Genomic DNA, 18,170 nt, shown 5'->3' on the forward strand with positions numbered 1-18,170 from the left:
TTTTTGCCCCATAAAAGAAAGGGCCGTCCACGGCGGCCTTTTCTTTTTACCAAGTACATTAACGAAGATTATCAAATCTCTTCACATGACCAAGAAAACAAAGGAAGTGATCGTATTGGCTTTCCAAAGTCGAACCACTTTTACTCCCCTACTTCTCACTTATGAAAATGAATCCGTTTACTTGCACATTGATTCTCAAGGATGTACCCTTTTCGGGGCAGACAGCCCGGAACCTTACTACAAAATTCAGGAACCACTGCTATTAGCTCATGGAATCATGACCGATTCTGAAACTGTTCATCTGGTTGTTTTGAAAACAAACGGCGAACTCTGTTATACGCTTATCCCTCGTTTTTCGGCCCCTCAAACAACCTTGATTGCTAAATTAGATGTACGAGCTACTAAATACCGTCGGCTCTTTCTTTTCGCGCAGGGTAAAATGATACATATTTTTTACGCTTGCTCCCACCAAGCTATCCGCGATCTATGGCGTATCGAACACCGTTTTTGGAATGGCGCAACCTGGAATAGCGTTCATTTGGGAGAAGTCGTACACCCGCGAGAACCTCTCTATCACGTCAACATTGATGGACAAGGGAACCTTCATTTACTAACCTTGACCTTTCAAGGACGGTATTCGCTCCTCTTTACGAATCGTTTTAATGGAACATTTCATATCTGGGGTTCACCGACCGAAACCCTAAAAATATCTGGTGAAGTTGTAGATATGGCCGCATTGATGACCTCAGACAATGTTCATCACCTTTTTTGGGTCGTAAAAACCCCCAGTGGTCAATTTGAAGTACGTTGGGCTCAACAAACGAATGCCCTTGAACTAACTGGGAATTGGCACCCGTCGCCCGCCCCAATAAGAACCTTCCCTCTGCCGTGGAGAAATATTGGTTCTTTAGAAATCAACGGCGTTATTTGGCTCTTAATCCATACAGAGGAAGAAACATTGTTGCTCAATGATGGAGCAGGTTGGAGATTGGTCTCCTCACATTCCCCTTTCCATCGGCCTATACAATGGGTGCATAATGGTAAGCGGAATTTCCATCAAACGTATTGGTTGGAAAATCAAGCAGAACGGCACACACCCGTGTATCAACGCGAATTAGGTTTGGCTCTTTCCCCCACACCACAGCTTACTCCTTTTCAGTCTCTCTCGCCAAAAAAAAATATCCAGATTCCTCCCCCTCCTGTTCCGGCTTTCTATCCTGAAGTATCCTCTTCGACTTCTTATCCTGTTCCACCCTTATCTATCCCAGATAATTCAAGCCCCCCTAGTCCGCCAATAGTAACGGAATCCCCTTCAGATGCAGCAGAAAAGGGTTCTGAACCCCTAGCACCTCCTTTAGAAGAAAACATTCAACCCCAACAACCCGCTCAGGAAAACCCTCAGCTAGAACAATTAATTACGACCGTTGCTCATCTCGAGCAAGAAAATTCCAATCTGAGCCTTACCGTTCAAAGCATGCTTTCTAAGTTTGATCAGATCCTTGGTGCACTCTCAGAAAATATCATTAAATCAAGGCAGGAATCGGCTGTTTTAGAAGACTCGATAGAAACTTCAACTTTAGCGGAAATTCCTGTCGATGAACTGGAACCCTTTAAGGAGGCTATGGCCAACCTTGAAAAAGAAACCGAAAGTCTCTCTCAAGTTCTGCGCGTAATGTTAGCCAAACAGGAAGAAAGCGACTCTTCTTTGGAAAATCTCGGAGTACAGATTAGCCAGCTTCAAGAAAAAACCGATCAAAAAAACAGAGGAGGTTTTTGGAACAAATGGATCACATAGACTTGCAAACCAATCTTGCAGAGATTCTCTCTAACTATCCTCAAACAGAACCTACTTTACGAAAATTCGGTATCACCTGCAGCGGATGAGGAGTAAAAAGCTTACTCACTATGAGTGTTGAGCAGGCTGCTCAACGTTACCATCTTAACTCAGCAACCTTAATAAAATCCTTAGAATTTGTTATTGAAAAAACCAGACACCAATGGAGACCGTACTGATGAAATTACTGTTTTTGAATGATTCATCCTTATTGACCCAAGGCTTAGCCTCTGGCTTTTCTTCAGAAGATATAATTCGTTATCTTCCGGTTCATTTACCTGATTGGGAAGACCGTTTAGAACACCTGCTTAAGGCTTGGAAACCTAATTTTGCTTTGGCTGAAGGGGTTTCGATCTCAACAGTGGCACGTAAACTTTTTCCCCTCTTACGACGGCATTCTATTCCTCTCGTCTATTGGGCCATTGATGATCCTCCAGACTGGCGCCGCATGTCCCGCCCCTTGGCACGCGGGGCCAGTCTGGTTCTTACTCCAGCTGAAGAGTGTCTTCCCTTATATCACCGAGACAAAATTCGAGCACTTTATTTTCACTTTGCCTGCAATCCATCGTTCCATCGTCCTGTTGAACCTTCACTCGAATATCATAGTGATTTGCTTCTGGTCGCCAATTATTACACATCGTATCCGCAGAGAGCTATTGGCTTAGAAACTATCCTGACTCCTTTACGTTCAGAACCTTATCAACTAAAAATTTATGGCAACGAATACTGGGTGTCGAACACAGACCATTATAGTTTACCGTCCAACGTTTACAGAGGGTATTTACCCTATGACCAATTACCCTGTGCTTATTCTTCGACTAAAATTGTTTTAGGACTGCATTCTGTGATTACATCTCCGACGATGATGAGTATGCGCACCTTTGAAGCTTTAGGGTGCAGGGCTTTTTTCCTAACTCATTGGTCTCCGGCGATTGAAAACCTTTTCAAAAACCATATTCATCTCGTCTGGAGCCGTCATCCCGATGAGACACTTGAGCTCGTACGTTTTTATCTAAAGCGGGAAGATCTCCGCCTTAAAATTGCCCGCCAAGGTCAAGAAGAAGTTTACCGCAGTCATACTTATCAACATCGTGTCCAATCCGTTCGAACAAGTCTCGAAACGTTATAACTTTCAGCACTTATCACTATCCGATAACAAACTAAGTCCAGGTATCTAGAGAGGAGTCTTTCAATGAAAGTGCTTTTTCAAGCGCGCCCAGATATCATGAAAAACCCTGCCGGAGATACTGTCCAATTGGTTTCAACGGGTCAGGGGCTTAAAAGTCTTGGAGTTGAGGTACATTTTTCTGCAGACTCTAATCTTGATGTAACTCCTTATGACTTGGTTCACATATTTAATATTACGAGAATTAAGGAAAGCTACATGTTTTTTTGCAACGCTCAAAAACAGCAGAAAAAAATTGCCCTTTCACCAATTTATTGGCCACCTAATGCCTTCTTAAATAGGGAAGGCAATCATTCCAATGCCTTAGCGGTTTGGAAGCATATGCAGCCTATGCGCGCACGACTCGTTCGGGAATGTCAGCTCTTACTTCCCAATAGTGAAATGGAAATGAACGTCCTTCAGCAAGACTTCCCTGAAACTGCTTCCCATCAGGTCGTTCCTAATGGTTTCCCCGATTCGTTTATTGGCGCTGCTCCCGATTTATTTCGCGAACAGTTTCCGGATATTCCTGAAGAATTTGTACTCTGTGCTGCGCGTATTTCCCCACGCAAGAACCAACATTGGTTGGCAAGAATCTCTCAAGAGCTAGGGCTTTTTGTAGTATTGCTGGGCCCTGTCAACGACCGAGCCTATTTTCAGGATCTAAGCTCTTTTTCCAATGTTCACTATCTCGGTACTTTACAAGGGAAACTTCTCGCCTCGGCTTATTCTTCTGCCAAAGCCCATGCGCTGCCCAGTTGGTTTGAGACCCCTGGTTTGTCCAGTATAGAAGCTGGAGCCTGCGGTACAGTGGTTATTTCCACAGATCAAGGGAGCCCCAAAGAATACTTCCAGGATATGGCCCTTTATATACGTCCACTTGATGACCAAAGCTTACGCTCAGCTCTCGAACAATCCTTCCAGGCATCTCCTCAACCTCTTATGCACCATCTTCAACAGCATTACCCTTGGTCAAACATCTCCAAAATAACGTTAGAAGCATATCAGTCCCTCCTGCTGCAATAATTTTGAGCTGCAATAGTAAAAAGCTTTGAACCCTAGTTAATCGCCATACGTGGCGCACTAGTTAAAAGGGACCGACCTAAGCGGTCGATCTCTTTTACTTAACCATTGCTCAGTCGATTCAATAGCCTTTCTGCCATTAACTGAAGATCATTTTTTACACGTTCTGCTTTCACACTAAGATTAAGAAAATCAAGTACCCCAACGACCGATCCGCACTCAGCGCACTGTACGAAGAGCACAGCTCGAGTCGTTCCTTCAAGGTTATTGGCGTGGACAACCTCAAATCTATTGCTTCCGCATTTTAGGCATCGGGATTGCGCCATACTCACACCTCCTATCGAGGTTAAGCATAAATATTTCACGGCTTGTTTGCTCTGCCTTGTAAGACCGGGCACTGTGACAGCACAAGTTCCCTCTTATTGACCTAATTTTTTCGGGTTCTTTTCAACAGACTGGAAGAAATCATGAGCAAAGTTTGCTCCCTTCCCTATCACAAGACCTGTTATCGCTACTCCTATCATAGGATTTAAGATTTTAACCTTCAATAGATCCATCGCATTGATATTTGCTTGAAAAGCAAGCAATAAACCACATGCTAAACTCAGTAATTGCAGGGTCAAGGGCCTAAACTTGTCTGGAAAAAAAGGGATAGAAAAGACAATAGTTTTAAAGATTTCCACAAGTTTCTCTACCACAACGGCTAAGAGGAAAACTAAGGCAAGCCCGTCCATATTTATCTCTCCTCTGAAAAATCCTACTTACAGTTTATTTTATTCTTATAAGCTTATAAGGTTCTTTCAGAGCAACTTTCTTTATAGTGCCTGAGCCCTTTGGAAACTTTGAATTAAGGTTCTAACTCTCCAAATGCTTTAAAATGCTCTTAACTTTGCGCCTGAACCCATATTCTCAGCGTTGTTGAACCATTTGCCCAATAGGATATTCTTGTATAACGCAAAAAACCTTCGGGTGAGAGAATAACCATCGTTTCAGGACCAACCTCTCGCTGCATCCCCTCAACCGCCCAATGTATACCGTCTGGACTCAACTCTATTTGTACATTAGCTTGCAGGGTTCCAAAATTATAGATTGCAAAAGAAAAGCGGGCTAAGGCAGCAACGTCACGCGTGGTTGTTACAGACCTTGTTGGGCTCGCTGTGACATCTTCAAGACTTTCCTGAAAGCCGTGTCCGAAAATTTCCACCTGCGCTCGACCACAACTTGATGTGGCTAAAGGAGCTTGGTTGTTTCCATAAATTTGGACTCGATCGCGCAGCGGGGTTAAGTTACGAATATCCGCATGGACCTTAGCCTGAACATTGACAGGTACATTCAGGGGAATTGGCATTGCAAGCTGAATAGGTTTGAGAATTTCTCCAATAGACTGAATGTGCTCAATAGGAGGAGCTTGTTGGTCGTTTTTGTTTTTCCATTTCAATCGTTTGGGAATCAGAGGGTAAGCAATGAGTTCATAGATTGATAACCTGCCTGACCCTAGAATCCCTGTTTCTAAACGCAGGAACTTTATATCTGAATCAATAGTAACGATTTGCTTAAATTGCGTAAACTTCTTAAGCTCTATCCGCGGATGGAAGTAGAATTCCCACGGACACATAACATCTCCATGCCAGTTCGTAGGATAGAGACGTAAATAAGCTTTTAATTCTGGCTGCTGACTTTTAAAAACTACTTTAATTACCCAATGCTCATTTTTGCCAACCGCTAAGAGACTCTCATCGCTTTGAACAATTCCCGCTCTGGTGCCTGCCGAATTGCTAATTTCCAAGAAATATGCAGCCTGGGATTCTTGTTTGTATTTCCAACTTGAAGCGTGATTTCCGCCGATGGGGAACCAAGCTTCTGGAAAGTCCTGCAGTTGGCTTTTTTCTATGAAATCACCATTTACAACTTGATTCATTGTTCCCCCAATCACACTCTTTATTTTAATCAGCCCCCTGTCTTGGGCATCAATGATGCTTCAATTTATCCTATAGGCTTGCCTCGAAAAATAGCACTTGAAATAGTTATTTAAACAGAAACTTGATTTACATTTATTTACTCTTTGTCAAGATTTTCTATTTTTTTCTACAGAAATAGCGATCCAAAAACTGGGCATTGATTCCTTCAGTATTTCGTGCTAAATTAGGGTTGTACAAAGGATCTAAGAAGATAAAGATAATTGCGCAAAACTAAAACCTCCCGACGGGGAGGTTCTTTTTTATCTTTTTATTATGATTAAATTTTTAAATACGATACCAATCAAACCTTCATGGGTAAAATTTTTACACTTCCCCAAACTGCCAATCGATCGTTCTTGATGACGAGACAACCACTGACTCCTGGGATTTGAGAAGCAAACTCGATAGTACGTTCTAAATCCTCCTCAGTCTGAACAAGGTTCCCGCAAGCTGTTGCCACAGCATCTGCTAACGCCACGGACGGTGAGAGAACCACAACGGCATCGGCTTTACCAAAACTCAATGAAGGGCCCACTTTGCCGGATGAAGTACATATTCCAAGGGGAGTTTGTTCTGGGCGAATTTCAATAGCTACACGATTCGACAAGGGTGAATTTCCTGCGAAAATTCCTACTTTGCGAAGGCGGGTCGATCTCATGAAGATATCCCCGCCATTTTCTACAATCACATCCCGAGAACGCTTGGCAATTGCTTTTCCTACCCACTCCGCCACCGCTCCCGCGACAGCGGCCATTGGACCTACTCCGGCTGACCGCCCAGCTTCAGCCATGGTTTTCACAATCAGAGGCGCATGCTCTGGGACATCGTAAGGAACTAAGGCTTTCAGAAACCCCGGGTCTTGCTGAACGTAGTCTTCCAGTGGCTTACGGCAAGCACGAATTGTGTCCTCAATCCACTCAGCCAATTCAGGAGAGAACCGTTCTTTGCGAACTCCAATATCCAAATCAGTTTCTTGCACAGTCACTTGAAAATGCACAAGATCCTCTTGGCGATGCCACTGACGATATGTGCGCTCTAAAAAGTCCACTTACAGGCGAACCTCCATTGCCCGCATCGGGCATACTTTAGTACAAAGCATACAGACGATACATTGATCTCCATCAAAATGGACTTCCATGGAGGGGCGTTCCATATATAACGCTCCTGTCGGACAAAGACCAGTACAGGCACCGCACATAACACATTTTTCTTCAATGCGCACAACTCCCTGTTTGAGATCCTGTACCGAAACACCCAGATCGCGCAAATACGCTAGCCCTTGTTCGCTTTGATCTCCTGTGACCTCTAAAACCATGGTCCCCTCTTTTGAGGATTAACATCCGCCTTCACAATATTAACGACTAAGTCGAAGTCTTTCACTAGGCGATAGACGATCGGTTTTACCGAAATATCTGTCCCAAAGCGTAAAACAATTCTTTTAGGCGACATAATCAAACCTCCTTTAAGCTATGAGCTATAATACCATCGGCAGGCGAGGGGAGAAGTTTGACAGGCTCTGTCAATAAAAAGTCGCCATGATTAATCCATTGCTTAAGGGTTGAGGCCATCTCCCGTGCTCTTGGCATACTCGACAGAGGAGCTGTTTGAATTTCCTTGCCTCTTACTTGAATCTTGCCGCTTTTTAATTCAGCATAGCTGACATACCCTAAGTTTCCAGGAGTAAATGAGGGATATGCGTCTCCATAGTCAACAACGGGAGCATACAAATCTTCATCCTTCATGGCTGCGTAGCGAGCGATTTCTTCATTGAGAATTGGGATTGGTATACCTATACCCACACTAAGCGTTGCCCCATACCCTAAGAAGCTGGTGCCGACCAGCCACTTGGGACTCATTTGCTTAAGATCCCCTATTACGGCAAGCGTTCCGCCAGCGCCGCCAAGTTCTTTGCCATCGACATTGGTAATGGAAGGGAAATGTTGGGTTCCGTTCCAAGCGACATATCCAATCCCGCCACCAAGAAAAATTTTCGTGCCTACTCCAATCGTTTTGAAATGCGGATCTTTCAAAAGTGGACTTAATTCTCCAGAGGTCGAATAGTTGGCGTTCCCCAACTGAGGTTTTAACATGCCCATATACGTATAAATTGTGTGATCCGTCAGATTTACGGCACAATTGTAATTCTGATAAGCATTACGAGGATTAAAAAGAATGGCTTCATTGATCTCATCAAGGGTTATTGTTGTTTCAAAAGCCTTGCGCGGGTAACAATTCGTTCCATAAGCAATCGCCTTAAGATGAACAGGTTTACGCGCCACCAAGTCTTGAATAACATGCCCGCCGCCATAGCGAAACTCTCCAGGATAGTTGCTGTTCAGAGGATCATCTTCGGGCAGTTCTGCCGCTCCCAAATAGGCATCTACAGCCGCTACTCCAGCATAGGCGGATACTCCGTTCAACCAAACTTTCTGCATTTTCATACGGGGCTTAGTGTGCCCGAAACTTAAAAAAGCTCCCGAAGAACACATCGGCGCAAAAGTTCCCGTAGTGACGACATCTACCTCATGGGCGGCTTGGGAAAGCCCTTTTTCCTCGACCAATGCTATGAGTTCCTCTGCAGTCACTACGACTGCTTTGCCAGCTTTGATCTTGGCGTTAATTTCCGCATACGTCTTCTCAACACTCATGAAACATCCCACCTCCAGATTTGTTGCAGCTTTATCCTCACTAATCCCCAATTAAATTCAACTTCTAGCAGTACTTGGAGTATGACCTAAAAAAGTTCTCTTCAACGCCATCGTGAACAGGCATTGAAAAGGCCTCTTCTAAACAGAAGAGGCCAAATTACGTCATCGACACTCCTCTTATCTATCAGAAGAATTCACTCCTGCAAGAATTAGCACCATGCTTTGAGCAAAGACGAGGCTTTTGCAAGCAAAGCGGGTTGCCGGGTTTCATTGGGCTAGTCCCTCCACCACTCCGGATAAGAGCATACCTATTAAATTCACTACGCTGAGTCTAACATTTGTTACATATCATGTCAATATGATCTCACGATAATTAATACACAAGTTAAGTTTCCGAGTCTCCCGCATAATTAATCCTGCACCGGGAACTCTAAAAATATTCCAAAGAGGAGGGATACAATGCATTCGTCAGATCAACCTAAACCGACAAAACGCCCATTTCCAAAACGTGAAGAACTCCCTTATGGACACTCACCGGATCAAGATGGACGGACTGACTATGGCAAAGATAAAGAAACAACCTATCCGGAGTGAGGTTTTAACTCGCTATCAAAGTGATCTTTTTTGTATTATTCCTGTGACTGAAGGAACCTAAATTATGTTTAACAAGGAGGCTACTTTCTATGTCTAATAAGGCAGCAGATACAACGAAAACTGGCAAACCTGATCGGGGAAAAAATTCCCCATTTAAAAAGAAGACACCACAAGAGGCTGTCTCAAAATAGAAATATAATTTCTATGGAGAGGCAGCCCCTTTCTGTGTAAAAATACAAAAAGACAAGTCCAAAGACCCGTCTTTTCGGTATAATTAGTTTATGCTACAAAACAAAACTATACGCAAAAATTATAACGAAAATAGTGGGGTTTATCAACTCGTGCTCCCACTAAACATGGAAGTATTAATACCAGAAGATGACTCGGTGAGACTGCTATGCCATATGACGGAGGGATTAGATTATACAAATTTAAACAAGGCGTACTCTTCCAAGGGAAGAAATCCAGCAGTCACACCCAAGACATTATTCCGAGTATTGGTGTATGCTTACATGAACGACATTTACACAAGCAGAAAAATAGAGGAAGCCTGTAGGAGAGATATTAATTTCATGTGGTTGCTCCAAGGACAGAAGGTGCCCGACCATAATACGATTGCTCGTTTCCGCAACGGTCGGATTAAAGGAATTATCGAAGGGCTCTTCAACCAATTGGTCGTTAAACTAGGTGAACTGGGTGAGATCCAGTATGAAAATATTTTTATAGATGGTACAAAAATTGAGGCCTATGCCAATAAATATACATTCGTATGGAAGAAAACCACCATCAAAAATGAACAGAAACTGCAAGAAAAAGCCAGGGCATTTCTTGTGAAACTCAATAAAGAAATCGAAACTGGTATTCCATTAAGCGAGTCGGCAATCACAGTGGAAACCCTTCAGAATTACATTGCTTTTCTGAAGGAGAAGCAACAAGCCGAAAAAATAGAGTTTGTTTCTGGAAAGGGAAAACGCAAGACTAATCTGCAAAGGGCAACAGAGACACTAGAAGAATTCTTGGAAAAACAAACGAGATATGATCGTTATAACGAGCTTTTTGATGGTAGAAATAGCTTCTCAAAGACGGATACGGATGCCACTTTTATGCATATGAAGGAAGATCATATGAGAAATTCTCAGCTAAAGCCAGGATACAATGTGCAGATTGGCGTAGAGGCTGAATATATCGTTGGATTGGCCATTTCGAGTGAGCGCTCCGATCAATTGACTCTTATTTCTTTTTTAGAAAAGCTAATTGAGAACTTACCTAAAAGATATCATAATGTCATTGCTGATGCAGGCTACGAAAGTGAAGAAAACTATGTTTATTTTGAGAAACAAGGACTAAAGCCTTTCATTAAGCCACAGACCTATGAAGTAATGAAGAAAAAAAGCTTTAGTAAGATCATTGGTAAACGGGAAAATATGGTCTATGATGCAGTCAAAGACGAATATCTTTGTGCAAATAATAAAAAACTAGTGGCTGTCGGAAAGACGACAAGAACTTCGAAAAGTGGTTATAAATCGGATGTAACTCTCTATGAGTGTGAGAGTTGTGGAGGCTGTTCATTCAAAAAACAATGCACAAAAGCAGCGGGTAATAAGAAACTATCTGTATCAAAAGTATTTTTGGAGAAACGAGAAGAATCCTTACATAATATCACAACGGCTGAAGGTATCCTACTAAGAATGAATCGTTCCATCCAGGTTGAAGGGGCTTTTGGAATTCTGAAGGAAGATCATAGCTTCCGAAGATTTGTAATGCGTGGTAAAAAGAATGTTGAAACTGAATTTTTGCTTTTGAGCTTTGGTTTTAACATCAATAAGTTGCACAACAAAATACAACAAGACAGATGTGGCTGTTCGTTACATAAAATAGAGGTTGCGTAATCTGCTTATGCCTTTTAATTAGGGAGTTTTAGAGAGTGCTCTTTTAGCGTTCCCAAATATAACAATAAGATTGTGAAATCAGGAATACTCCCTTGTGATTTCACAATCTCAACTTATTTTTCCCCAAATATTGAAAAGAGGCTGCCTCTTCGTGATGTCGTAGACATCATTTTGAGACAGCCTCTTCGTTTTGAGTCCAGCAATATCAATAAGTTTTGATTGCCTCTTCTCTAATTTGAAGATTTATTTAAATTACTGTCAGCCTTTATCCTTTGAACTAATCTTAGGCATTTCCTCTAAATTTAAAAATTTAAATTTGGGCAAATTTTTACTAAAGCCAATGCTAAGGTTTTATCACTTTTACATTTTTGTTATAATAAAAAGTATTATACCTATTTTTAAGATAGAGATTTGTTTCTCTAAACCGTATCAATGAGTCTCGACTGACCTAAGGAAACCAAAATTAAGAGGCGGTGTTTAATTATGAAAAAAATTGAAGCGATTATACGACCAGAAAAACTTAATGATGTCAAGTCAGCGTTATCAGACTTAGGGGTTAACGGTATGACTGTTTCTAACGTTTCAGGATTCGGAAATCAAAAAGGGTACACTCAAATTTATCGAGGCCAAGAAATTGTCACAAAACTATTGCCTAAGATAAAGCTTGAGGTTGTTGTCTCTTCGGCTAAAGTGGATGAAATCATCTCATCGATCGTTGAAGCTGCAAGAACTGAGAAGTTCGGAGATGGTAAGATTTTTATTTATGACGTTGCCGATGCGGTCAGAATTAGAACAGGTGAACACGGCAAGGAAGCCCTTTAACCCTAGATAAAAACATTATCACTTAGTTCAAAATCCGGATAAGCATTTTCTCGATGTTGAGTCAGGTCCAACCCATTGACTTGCTCATCGTCCGTTGCCCGAAGCGGTGTAAACAGAGCAACTCCTTTCAAAATAACAAATGTCATTATGCCGGTGAAGGCATAGGTTGCTGCCACTGCGAGAAGTTGGATTAATACAGGGTGAAATCCGCCGCCATTCAGCAGGCCATTATGACCCTGTGGATTAAGATTTATGTCTGCAAAAATACCAGTGGCTATTGTCCCCCAAGTACCCCCGATCCCATGGATGCCAAAAACGTCGAGAGCATCATCATACCCCAGTTTGGCCTTAAGTATGCTTACACCTAAATAGCAGACTCCTCCAGCGATAAATCCGATGAGCAGGGAACTCCCAGTGGAGACAAATCCTGCCGCAGGGGTTATCGCTACTAGAGCTGCGATAATTCCGCTGACTGCCCCAAAAACTGTAATTTGCCGACGATGGAACCATTCCAGAAGCGCCCAACCTATCATTCCGGCTGCTCCCGCTATTTGAGTTGTCGCCAGGGCTAAAACGGCAAGTCCATTAGCTCCCATAGCTCCCCCGGCGTTAAAACCAAACCACCCAAACCACAAAAGTCCTCCCCCAAAGAGAACGTTGGGCATGTTATGAGGAATATTAAATTCATAACCAACCTTCAAGCGTTTTCCAACGATCAGAGCGGCGACCAATCCTGACACTCCGGAAGCCATTTCTACAACCGTTCCCCCCGCGAAGTCCATCACTCCGAGGTTTCTCATCCAACCGCCAACTCCCCAGACCCAATGGGCTAGAGGAATATAAACGAAACAACTCCAAAAGAGCATAAACAGAAGAAACGCAGGGAAACGAAGTCTTTCTGCAGTTGCACCACTGACAACAGCTGGGGTAATAATAGCAAACATAAGTTGAAATAAGAAGAATAACAAATGAGGAATTGATGGGGCATAATCCGGATTAGGAGTGAGTCCCACGCCTCTCAAAGCCAACCAATCGAACCCCCCAATGACATGGCCATGGTCTGAACCGAAAGCTAAGGAGTATCCGAACACCACCCAAATGACCGTAACCAGTCCCAGTGCCGCAAAACTTTGCATCATTATCGAAAGGACATTTCGTTTTCTGACCATTCCCCCATAAAATAGCGCCAATCCCGGAGTCATTAAAAACACTAAAATAGTACATAGGAATACAAACGTAATATCTCCGGAGTTTAAAGTCATAGTGCTGCCCTCCAACCTACCACTTTGATGCCATTGCTAGGGTAAATCTCAAATAAACAACAAAAAGGCCTAAAAAGGCGTCAATTAAGAACGCCGTTTTAGAGCCTCGTTGCTCCCTTACAAACGACAAAATGGTTCTTTCATTATAACTTTCTTCGGTAGGGGTGTCTAGACTCTTTTAATACTTAATATTGTATACATTATTTCAAGTAATTGGCTACAGCGGCTACAGTATCATATTTGCTATTTCCTGAAAGCAAAACTTCATTCGGGTGATTTGTTGTTGGTCCCCCCACAACAATTAGCTTTTTAGCACTCATGGCATCCTTAGGTACGGAATGATCGTCTGGGCGAATGAATAAGGCACAATTTCCATTTTTTACAGAAACATCCGTCCCTGACCAATAGTCTTCTTTGGTATAAAGTAATACAGCTACTTCCAGCACATCCGTTCCCCCTTCTCGATATTGAACTCCAAAGTAATCACAGATTCCTTTGGCATGAGCAACCGCCAAGGCCTTTCGAATCTTGGGATCCTTTAGTTTCATTGCATCCTCTGAGTTATCTATGAACCCATTTTCAGTTAAGATGGCGGGCATGCTTGTTTCTCTGAGCACCAGGACGTTTTGGGCGGTTACTCCACGATTGGACCATCCACCTGCCTGAACAAGGTAAGGCAATACCTGATTAGCCGCTTTTTGAGCGTTTCCACCCAGTTCTGACACTAATACCTGTTCCCCAGTTCCTCCCCCCGAATTAACATGGACTGAACAAAACAAGTCTACTGAATTTTGTTCTGCTAGGTTAACCCGTGCCCAAAGTTCTCCATTGAGATCTCCTTCTAGATGCCCGGGGGCATAGTCTCCATCCCGAGTTAGGATCGTGACAAGTCCATTGTATTCCAATAGAGCCTTTATTTGCAGACATATATCCAGTGTAATCTCTTTCTCCTGTAAACCAAACCCAACTGCACCGGAATCATAACCGCCATGACCTGGGTCAAGACATATCTTCACTGCCGAATCCCCCCTTGCCATTCTATTCAATGCTCTTATGAATGTCACTTAGTCGTTACTGATCTAAAGAAAGTAATGAACTGCATCGATTACAGTCACGACAAGAGCCACAGCACCAATAACAAATGTTGCCCACCAACGGCGACTACTTATTTCCCGATCCTTAAAAATCTCGAACTCCTTCCTAGTGACATACTTCTCAACCATAAGCAAGTGTAAGCGGTCAACAGCATTCTTGACTTCCTTAACATCACTTTTGATCTCCATGACATCTTCTTTGAGAGCCTGGGTTTCAGCATCTCCCATCCTAACTCCTCCGTGTTCCGATAAATTTAGGATCAAAGCTTCTAATACCACCCGCGACTATTGCTAATATCTATTCCAGTCTATGCTCCTAAAAGACCAAGTGTTCACAGGTTGTCCTCAAGAATCATCCGCCTTGCCCTTGTCCCAGTCAAACACTTTTTTCTTGTAGTATTTATGATTTAGCCTAGGTATTTTTGCCTAGGTTTTCTTTGTGTTTATTTTTGCTTACTGATGAACATCCAATAGACAAGCAGAATAGGCTGTATCAAGTAGCCTCCGCATCTTATAGGAACCTGAAGAAGGAGGTGAATTATATGCTTGTTGCCGGGATTATAGGAGGAATTTTAGGAGCTATAGGAATTCTAGGGGCCTTAGGAGTTATAAGGGCTATAGGTATTTTAACGGCGTTGCTGATAATCATCGCTTTATTGTTAGTCGTTATCTGGGAGCTATGGCGACTGCCAAGGCCATCCTTGCCTCCCAATCCATGCTACCCTTTCTAAGAGAATCCCATAAAGTTGGTCTAGGTATGATTATTACCTAGGCTTTCTTTATAACCGCATAACTACTGGATTCAATCCTTATATTGATTATTTATGCCGGATCTAACCATACGGTATTTGTTATTTTCACTTACAGGTATTAACATATTCTCATAATAAGTTGGGCTGAACGCCAAAAATACCCGTAATTTTACGGTTGAAATATTTGCCCTATTTTCACTTTAGCCTCCTTTATCTATACCCCTCCAAAAGAGGGGATTTTTTTATGTAATTATATCAGGCTCTAGCCTAGAGAAAGGATCTGCCCTATTTTAGCGTTGGAGATTATTATCTCACTTAGTTAATTCACAATATGATGCCCGATCCCAAAATTGATGGCTTTTGGGACACTTAAATATCTCTGGGAAATGGGTCATATGGGGGTAAAAAGTAAGCGTTTATCCTTTTCCAAAATTTTATTTTCAATATATAAAATGGCTAGAAATCAATAAATTACAAAGATACTATTTAACACAAATATGTAAATTTATAGTATAATATGTCGAATGTCTATTTTATAATAATTAACTTAAAACATTAATCTTCAATATTTCATTTATTAATCGCTGATAAGTGTAATTACACAGCTAGGCTAAAGCTGAACATCAAGGTTCAGATGGGACTCTGCGCCACCTGAATTTAACGAAGAACCTTCCCCTGTTTACAAGAATGGGGGCCTTGGAAGCCGGATAAACCGACACTAATAATCAGGTATAAAGAAGAGGTAAGATCATGAAGAAATTAAGTATTTATTTATTATTAACAATACTCGTGCTTGTTCTGGTAGGCCTTAGTATCCGAAACACTGATGACAAGTCAACACAGGAAACTGTAGCCCCCGCAACTGCTACTAACGTTCAAGCCTTGACAGGTATTAGTAAGTTAAAAAGTGGTACAGTTAATGCTGTGATTCTCGGGGATTCAATCGCTGTTAGTCAAGGTGCATCAAACCCCTTAACAACTGGATGGAATTCCGATTTGAATACTTCTTTAGTTAAAAAGTATTCAAATAAAATAATATGGGATAACAAAGCTTCATCAGGAAAACTCATCGATTATTGCTTAGAGAGAGCGACAGAGATAACAAGTACTACAGACGCTGTATTTATTTTCACAGGAAGAATCGATAGGAATTTTTCCACTCCGGATCAGTTCAGTGAAAAATATACTCAGTTAATCCATGAAATTAAAAGCAAAGCTCCTAAAGCGGATATATTCTGCGTTGTTGAACCTCCCATGGTTTCTTTAGACGAATCTAAATTTGCGGGAATCAGAAAAGCTATTATTAATGTATCGGCTGAAACCGGGTCAAACTTATTAGATGTATGGAGCGCATTTCCACAAGATCAGGTTACTTTAGGTACATTGTTAAAGGATGTACTTCATCCAAATGACACAGGAAATAAGTTAATGTCTGACTATATCTATCATCAATTAGTTACGGTGATAGACTCAAGCAAGTAAAAACAAAATCCTAATGCAAATGTTGATTAATGGTAAACTTAAGGCCTTTGAACTTAAGTAAAAAAGAGCCTATCGGCTCTCTTTTTGAAAGTGCTGCTGTCTGTAAGTGCGTTCAAACAATATACAATATGTTGTTTTTCCAAAAAAGTTACAACTCGTCCTTCTTGTTGAGGCTTCATCGAAGTTCCACATTCTTTTATTGCAGTGAAGATAGGTCTAGTGGCAGAGGACATAGGACTCTTTTCCTGTTTTGAACATGAATAGAGGATAAAGATCTTTTGATGCAGAAAATGCGATGAATAAATCCTTGTTAAACGCGTGAAAGAAGGCGAGATACTCCATTGATCATGATCGAAAAAACCGTCTGCAAACGAATAGCCTACTATAGGCAAAAGCGTAATTTAACCCAAGAAGAACTGGCCGCCAAAGCTGGCCTTCGCCTCGAGCGTCTTATTAACATAGAATCCGGATCAAAAACCCCTCGCATAAATGAACTCGCACAATTAGCGGTATGTCTTGGTATATCGATTCACGAATTGCTGAACAAGGAAGTTTCTCGCTGAGCAGGGGTATCATTTTGGTGTCCAAGGGTAAGTAATTAAACAGCGGACATACTAGTCCCAAAACAAATCAGGGTGACAATGTATGCGCAAAACCGAAGAAATAATTGAGCAGATCGGTTCTTTGCTTTATTGAGTTAGATCAAGTAAGCTTAAGATCAACCTGCATAAATAATTAATCGGCGTTGCCGGACGCCGTGACAAAGCCCACTTCATTAATTGGAGAGGGGATTTTTTATAAAAAATAAGCAAGCTTAGCCGTTGATCTTTTATTTTTAACGCGTTTTTCATTGAAAGTTCATCGAAAGGTAACAGAAATGGGTTATGATAAACACAACGGATAAACACTCGTAATTTACGGTTGAAATACAGACCCGCCTTACACTTCCCTCATCCTTATTTCCCTCTGTCCCCCTCGTTACGAGGGGGATTTGGGTTTTCAATGGCACCAACTATGACATTTATTCATGCTTAACTTAACTATAATGAATTTGTTTTATTTCCCTATTAATATTAGTATATCTACATAGAAAGATCGTTAAGTGATACTCAATATTCGATGAGCCCAAACCTCGTTTACTCGCTACATCAGCGTTAACATAGAGCACAGTTTCCCATATTTCCACCTTTCTACTATACCCCTCCAAGCGAGGGGCTTTTTTATGTAATTTTACAGGCCCTCAGCCATTGCTGAGAGCCTTTCGGTAAAATTATTGGCTGACGAAAGTGATATTTCGGATTGGAATACGCACTACAGAACGAATCCCATCGATTGGAGTTCCGACGTTAGAGAAAAGTCGTGCGTTTGTTAAAAGTGCAACGCCGTCTTGAATCCCTCCAAAGTTACCGACCCAGAAACTGGAATCCTCACCTACCGCAAGTCTCGCCCCAATAGGATAATTGTCAAAAAGTCCTTGAATAGATGGATTCGAGAAAAATGGTGTTCCAAAACCCATATAGATAACCCCCTCTTAAATTTTCGGCCAGTAAATGGCCTAGAAGAAAGACTTAAATCCTTAGTACAGGGGGTATCTCACTTTCTAATTTAGAATATGATCCTTGTCCCAGAATGTGCAACCTTTTGTGA

Annotated in this window: 18 protein-coding genes, 1 pseudogene and 1 riboswitch; of the genes and pseudogenes, 9 read left to right on the top strand and 10 right to left on the bottom strand. The window is 41.8% G+C overall.

Features of this window, described 5'->3' with window-relative positions; translation table 11 throughout:
- Window positions 1-85 precede the first annotated feature (85 nt).
- The 3 genes from VZF35_RS11625 to VZF35_RS11635 all read left to right on the top strand — a co-directional run bounded on the left by VZF35_RS11625 (window position 86) and on the right by VZF35_RS11635 (window position 4,025).
- Entirely contained in the window at window positions 86-1,795 is a 1,710-nt protein-coding gene (locus VZF35_RS11625; RefSeq protein ID WP_407313732.1) for a hypothetical protein, read from the top strand.
- Between the two features lie 217 nt (window positions 1,796-2,012).
- Window positions 2,013-2,963 carry a glycosyltransferase gene (locus VZF35_RS11630; protein ID WP_407313734.1) on the top strand — a complete coding sequence of 317 codons (951 nt, stop codon included), beginning with the start codon at window positions 2,013-2,015 and terminating at the stop codon, window positions 2,961-2,963.
- Window positions 2,964-3,026: 63 nt separating this feature from the next.
- Complete coding sequence (locus VZF35_RS11635) at window positions 3,027-4,025, top strand: glycosyltransferase family 4 protein (RefSeq protein ID WP_407313736.1); 999 nt, start codon at window positions 3,027-3,029, stop codon at window positions 4,023-4,025.
- 98 nt (window positions 4,026-4,123) lie between these two features.
- Here VZF35_RS11635 and VZF35_RS11640 read toward each other — a convergent pair whose 3' ends face one another.
- The 6 genes and pseudogenes from VZF35_RS11640 to VZF35_RS11665 all read right to left on the bottom strand — a co-directional run bounded on the left by VZF35_RS11640 (window position 4,124) and on the right by VZF35_RS11665 (window position 8,628).
- Window positions 4,124-4,348 (bottom strand): hypothetical protein, encoded by a 225-nt coding sequence (locus tag VZF35_RS11640; protein WP_407313738.1) that lies wholly within the window; start codon window positions 4,346-4,348, stop codon window positions 4,124-4,126.
- Between the two features lie 93 nt (window positions 4,349-4,441).
- Window positions 4,442-4,756 (bottom strand): hypothetical protein, encoded by a 315-nt coding sequence (locus VZF35_RS11645; protein WP_407313740.1) that lies wholly within the window; start codon window positions 4,754-4,756, stop codon window positions 4,442-4,444.
- 149 nt (window positions 4,757-4,905) lie between these two features.
- Window positions 4,906-5,940 (bottom strand): DUF6385 domain-containing protein, encoded by a 1,035-nt coding sequence (locus VZF35_RS11650; RefSeq protein ID WP_407313742.1) that lies wholly within the window; start codon window positions 5,938-5,940, stop codon window positions 4,906-4,908.
- Between the two features lie 341 nt (window positions 5,941-6,281).
- Window positions 6,282-7,028, bottom strand: coding sequence for a UPF0280 family protein (locus VZF35_RS11655; RefSeq protein WP_407313744.1), 747 nt, complete (start codon window positions 7,026-7,028; stop codon window positions 6,282-6,284).
- A pseudogene (locus VZF35_RS11660) lies at window positions 7,029-7,429 on the bottom strand (NIL domain-containing protein).
- Between the two features lie 2 nt (window positions 7,430-7,431).
- Window positions 7,432-8,628: a homocysteine biosynthesis protein gene (locus VZF35_RS11665; RefSeq protein WP_407313746.1), complete on the bottom strand. Its 1,197-nt coding sequence runs from the start codon at window positions 8,626-8,628 to the stop codon at window positions 7,432-7,434.
- Window positions 8,629-8,802: 174 nt separating this feature from the next.
- Window positions 8,803-8,931, bottom strand: a riboswitch (SAM riboswitch).
- 156 nt (window positions 8,932-9,087) lie between these two features.
- On the opposite strand from VZF35_RS11665, the gene VZF35_RS11670 reads away from it, so the two are divergent.
- The 3 genes from VZF35_RS11670 to VZF35_RS11680 all read left to right on the top strand — a co-directional run bounded on the left by VZF35_RS11670 (window position 9,088) and on the right by VZF35_RS11680 (window position 11,933).
- Window positions 9,088-9,222: a hypothetical protein gene (locus VZF35_RS11670; RefSeq protein ID WP_407313748.1), complete on the top strand. Its 135-nt coding sequence runs from the start codon at window positions 9,088-9,090 to the stop codon at window positions 9,220-9,222.
- Between the two features lie 281 nt (window positions 9,223-9,503).
- A complete protein-coding gene (locus VZF35_RS11675) occupies window positions 9,504-11,111 on the top strand; it encodes an IS1182 family transposase (RefSeq protein WP_407308493.1) in 1,608 nt (535 codons plus the stop codon).
- A 483-nt stretch (window positions 11,112-11,594) separates the two neighbouring features.
- A complete protein-coding gene (locus VZF35_RS11680; protein WP_407313750.1) occupies window positions 11,595-11,933 on the top strand; it encodes a P-II family nitrogen regulator in 339 nt (112 codons plus the stop codon).
- A 2-nt stretch (window positions 11,934-11,935) separates the two neighbouring features.
- Here VZF35_RS11680 and VZF35_RS11685 read toward each other — a convergent pair whose 3' ends face one another.
- The 3 genes from VZF35_RS11685 to VZF35_RS11695 all read right to left on the bottom strand — a co-directional run bounded on the left by VZF35_RS11685 (window position 11,936) and on the right by VZF35_RS11695 (window position 14,517).
- Window positions 11,936-13,195, bottom strand: coding sequence for an ammonium transporter (locus tag VZF35_RS11685; protein WP_407313752.1), 1,260 nt, complete (start codon window positions 13,193-13,195; stop codon window positions 11,936-11,938).
- A gap of 200 nt (window positions 13,196-13,395) precedes the next feature.
- Window positions 13,396-14,211, bottom strand: coding sequence for an N-acetylmuramoyl-L-alanine amidase (locus tag VZF35_RS11690; RefSeq protein ID WP_407313753.1), 816 nt, complete (start codon window positions 14,209-14,211; stop codon window positions 13,396-13,398).
- A gap of 63 nt (window positions 14,212-14,274) precedes the next feature.
- Window positions 14,275-14,517 carry a hypothetical protein gene (locus VZF35_RS11695; RefSeq protein WP_407313755.1) on the bottom strand — a complete coding sequence of 81 codons (243 nt, stop codon included), beginning with the start codon at window positions 14,515-14,517 and terminating at the stop codon, window positions 14,275-14,277.
- Window positions 14,518-14,831: 314 nt separating this feature from the next.
- Here VZF35_RS11695 and VZF35_RS11700 point away from each other — a divergent pair, with 314 nt between their 5' ends.
- From VZF35_RS11700 to VZF35_RS11710, 3 genes are all read left to right on the top strand, one after another.
- A complete protein-coding gene (locus VZF35_RS11700; protein ID WP_407313757.1) occupies window positions 14,832-15,020 on the top strand; it encodes a hypothetical protein in 189 nt (62 codons plus the stop codon).
- A 771-nt stretch (window positions 15,021-15,791) separates the two neighbouring features.
- Window positions 15,792-16,523, top strand: coding sequence for an SGNH/GDSL hydrolase family protein (locus VZF35_RS11705; RefSeq protein WP_407313759.1), 732 nt, complete (start codon window positions 15,792-15,794; stop codon window positions 16,521-16,523).
- A 347-nt stretch (window positions 16,524-16,870) separates the two neighbouring features.
- Window positions 16,871-17,086, top strand: coding sequence for a helix-turn-helix domain-containing protein (locus tag VZF35_RS11710; RefSeq protein ID WP_407313761.1), 216 nt, complete (start codon window positions 16,871-16,873; stop codon window positions 17,084-17,086).
- 707 nt (window positions 17,087-17,793) lie between these two features.
- Here the strand turns inward: VZF35_RS11710 and VZF35_RS11715 are convergent.
- A complete protein-coding gene (locus tag VZF35_RS11715; RefSeq protein WP_407313763.1) occupies window positions 17,794-18,039 on the bottom strand; it encodes a hypothetical protein in 246 nt (81 codons plus the stop codon).
- Window positions 18,040-18,170: the final 131 nt, after the last annotated feature.

Origin of the sequence: Desulfosporosinus paludis (genome assembly GCF_045689965.1) — a bacterium.
Taxonomy (GTDB): Bacteria; Bacillota; Desulfitobacteriia; order Desulfitobacteriales; family Desulfitobacteriaceae; genus Desulfosporosinus; species Desulfosporosinus paludis.

Coding starts and splice junctions, on each gene's coding strand:
- VZF35_RS11625 (WP_407313732.1), top strand. CDS start 86: ATGACCAAGAAAACAAAGGAAGTGATCGTATTGGCTTTCCAAAGTCGA.
- VZF35_RS11630 (WP_407313734.1), top strand. CDS start 2,013: ATGAAATTACTGTTTTTGAATGATTCATCCTTATTGACCCAAGGCTTA.
- VZF35_RS11635 (WP_407313736.1), top strand. CDS start 3,027: ATGAAAGTGCTTTTTCAAGCGCGCCCAGATATCATGAAAAACCCTGCC.
- VZF35_RS11640 (WP_407313738.1), bottom strand. CDS start 4,348: ATGGCGCAATCCCGATGCCTAAAATGCGGAAGCAATAGATTTGAGGTT.
- VZF35_RS11645 (WP_407313740.1), bottom strand. CDS start 4,756: ATGGACGGGCTTGCCTTAGTTTTCCTCTTAGCCGTTGTGGTAGAGAAA.
- VZF35_RS11650 (WP_407313742.1), bottom strand. CDS start 5,940: ATGAATCAAGTTGTAAATGGTGATTTCATAGAAAAAAGCCAACTGCAG.
- VZF35_RS11665 (WP_407313746.1), bottom strand. CDS start 8,628: ATGAGTGTTGAGAAGACGTATGCGGAAATTAACGCCAAGATCAAAGCT.
- VZF35_RS11670 (WP_407313748.1), top strand. CDS start 9,088: ATGCATTCGTCAGATCAACCTAAACCGACAAAACGCCCATTTCCAAAA.
- VZF35_RS11675 (WP_407308493.1), top strand. CDS start 9,504: ATGCTACAAAACAAAACTATACGCAAAAATTATAACGAAAATAGTGGG.
- VZF35_RS11680 (WP_407313750.1), top strand. CDS start 11,595: ATGAAAAAAATTGAAGCGATTATACGACCAGAAAAACTTAATGATGTC.
- VZF35_RS11685 (WP_407313752.1), bottom strand. CDS start 13,195: ATGACTTTAAACTCCGGAGATATTACGTTTGTATTCCTATGTACTATT.
- VZF35_RS11695 (WP_407313755.1), bottom strand. CDS start 14,517: ATGGGAGATGCTGAAACCCAGGCTCTCAAAGAAGATGTCATGGAGATC.
- VZF35_RS11700 (WP_407313757.1), top strand. CDS start 14,832: ATGCTTGTTGCCGGGATTATAGGAGGAATTTTAGGAGCTATAGGAATT.
- VZF35_RS11705 (WP_407313759.1), top strand. CDS start 15,792: ATGAAGAAATTAAGTATTTATTTATTATTAACAATACTCGTGCTTGTT.
- VZF35_RS11710 (WP_407313761.1), top strand. CDS start 16,871: ATGATCGAAAAAACCGTCTGCAAACGAATAGCCTACTATAGGCAAAAG.
- VZF35_RS11715 (WP_407313763.1), bottom strand. CDS start 18,039: ATGGGTTTTGGAACACCATTTTTCTCGAATCCATCTATTCAAGGACTT.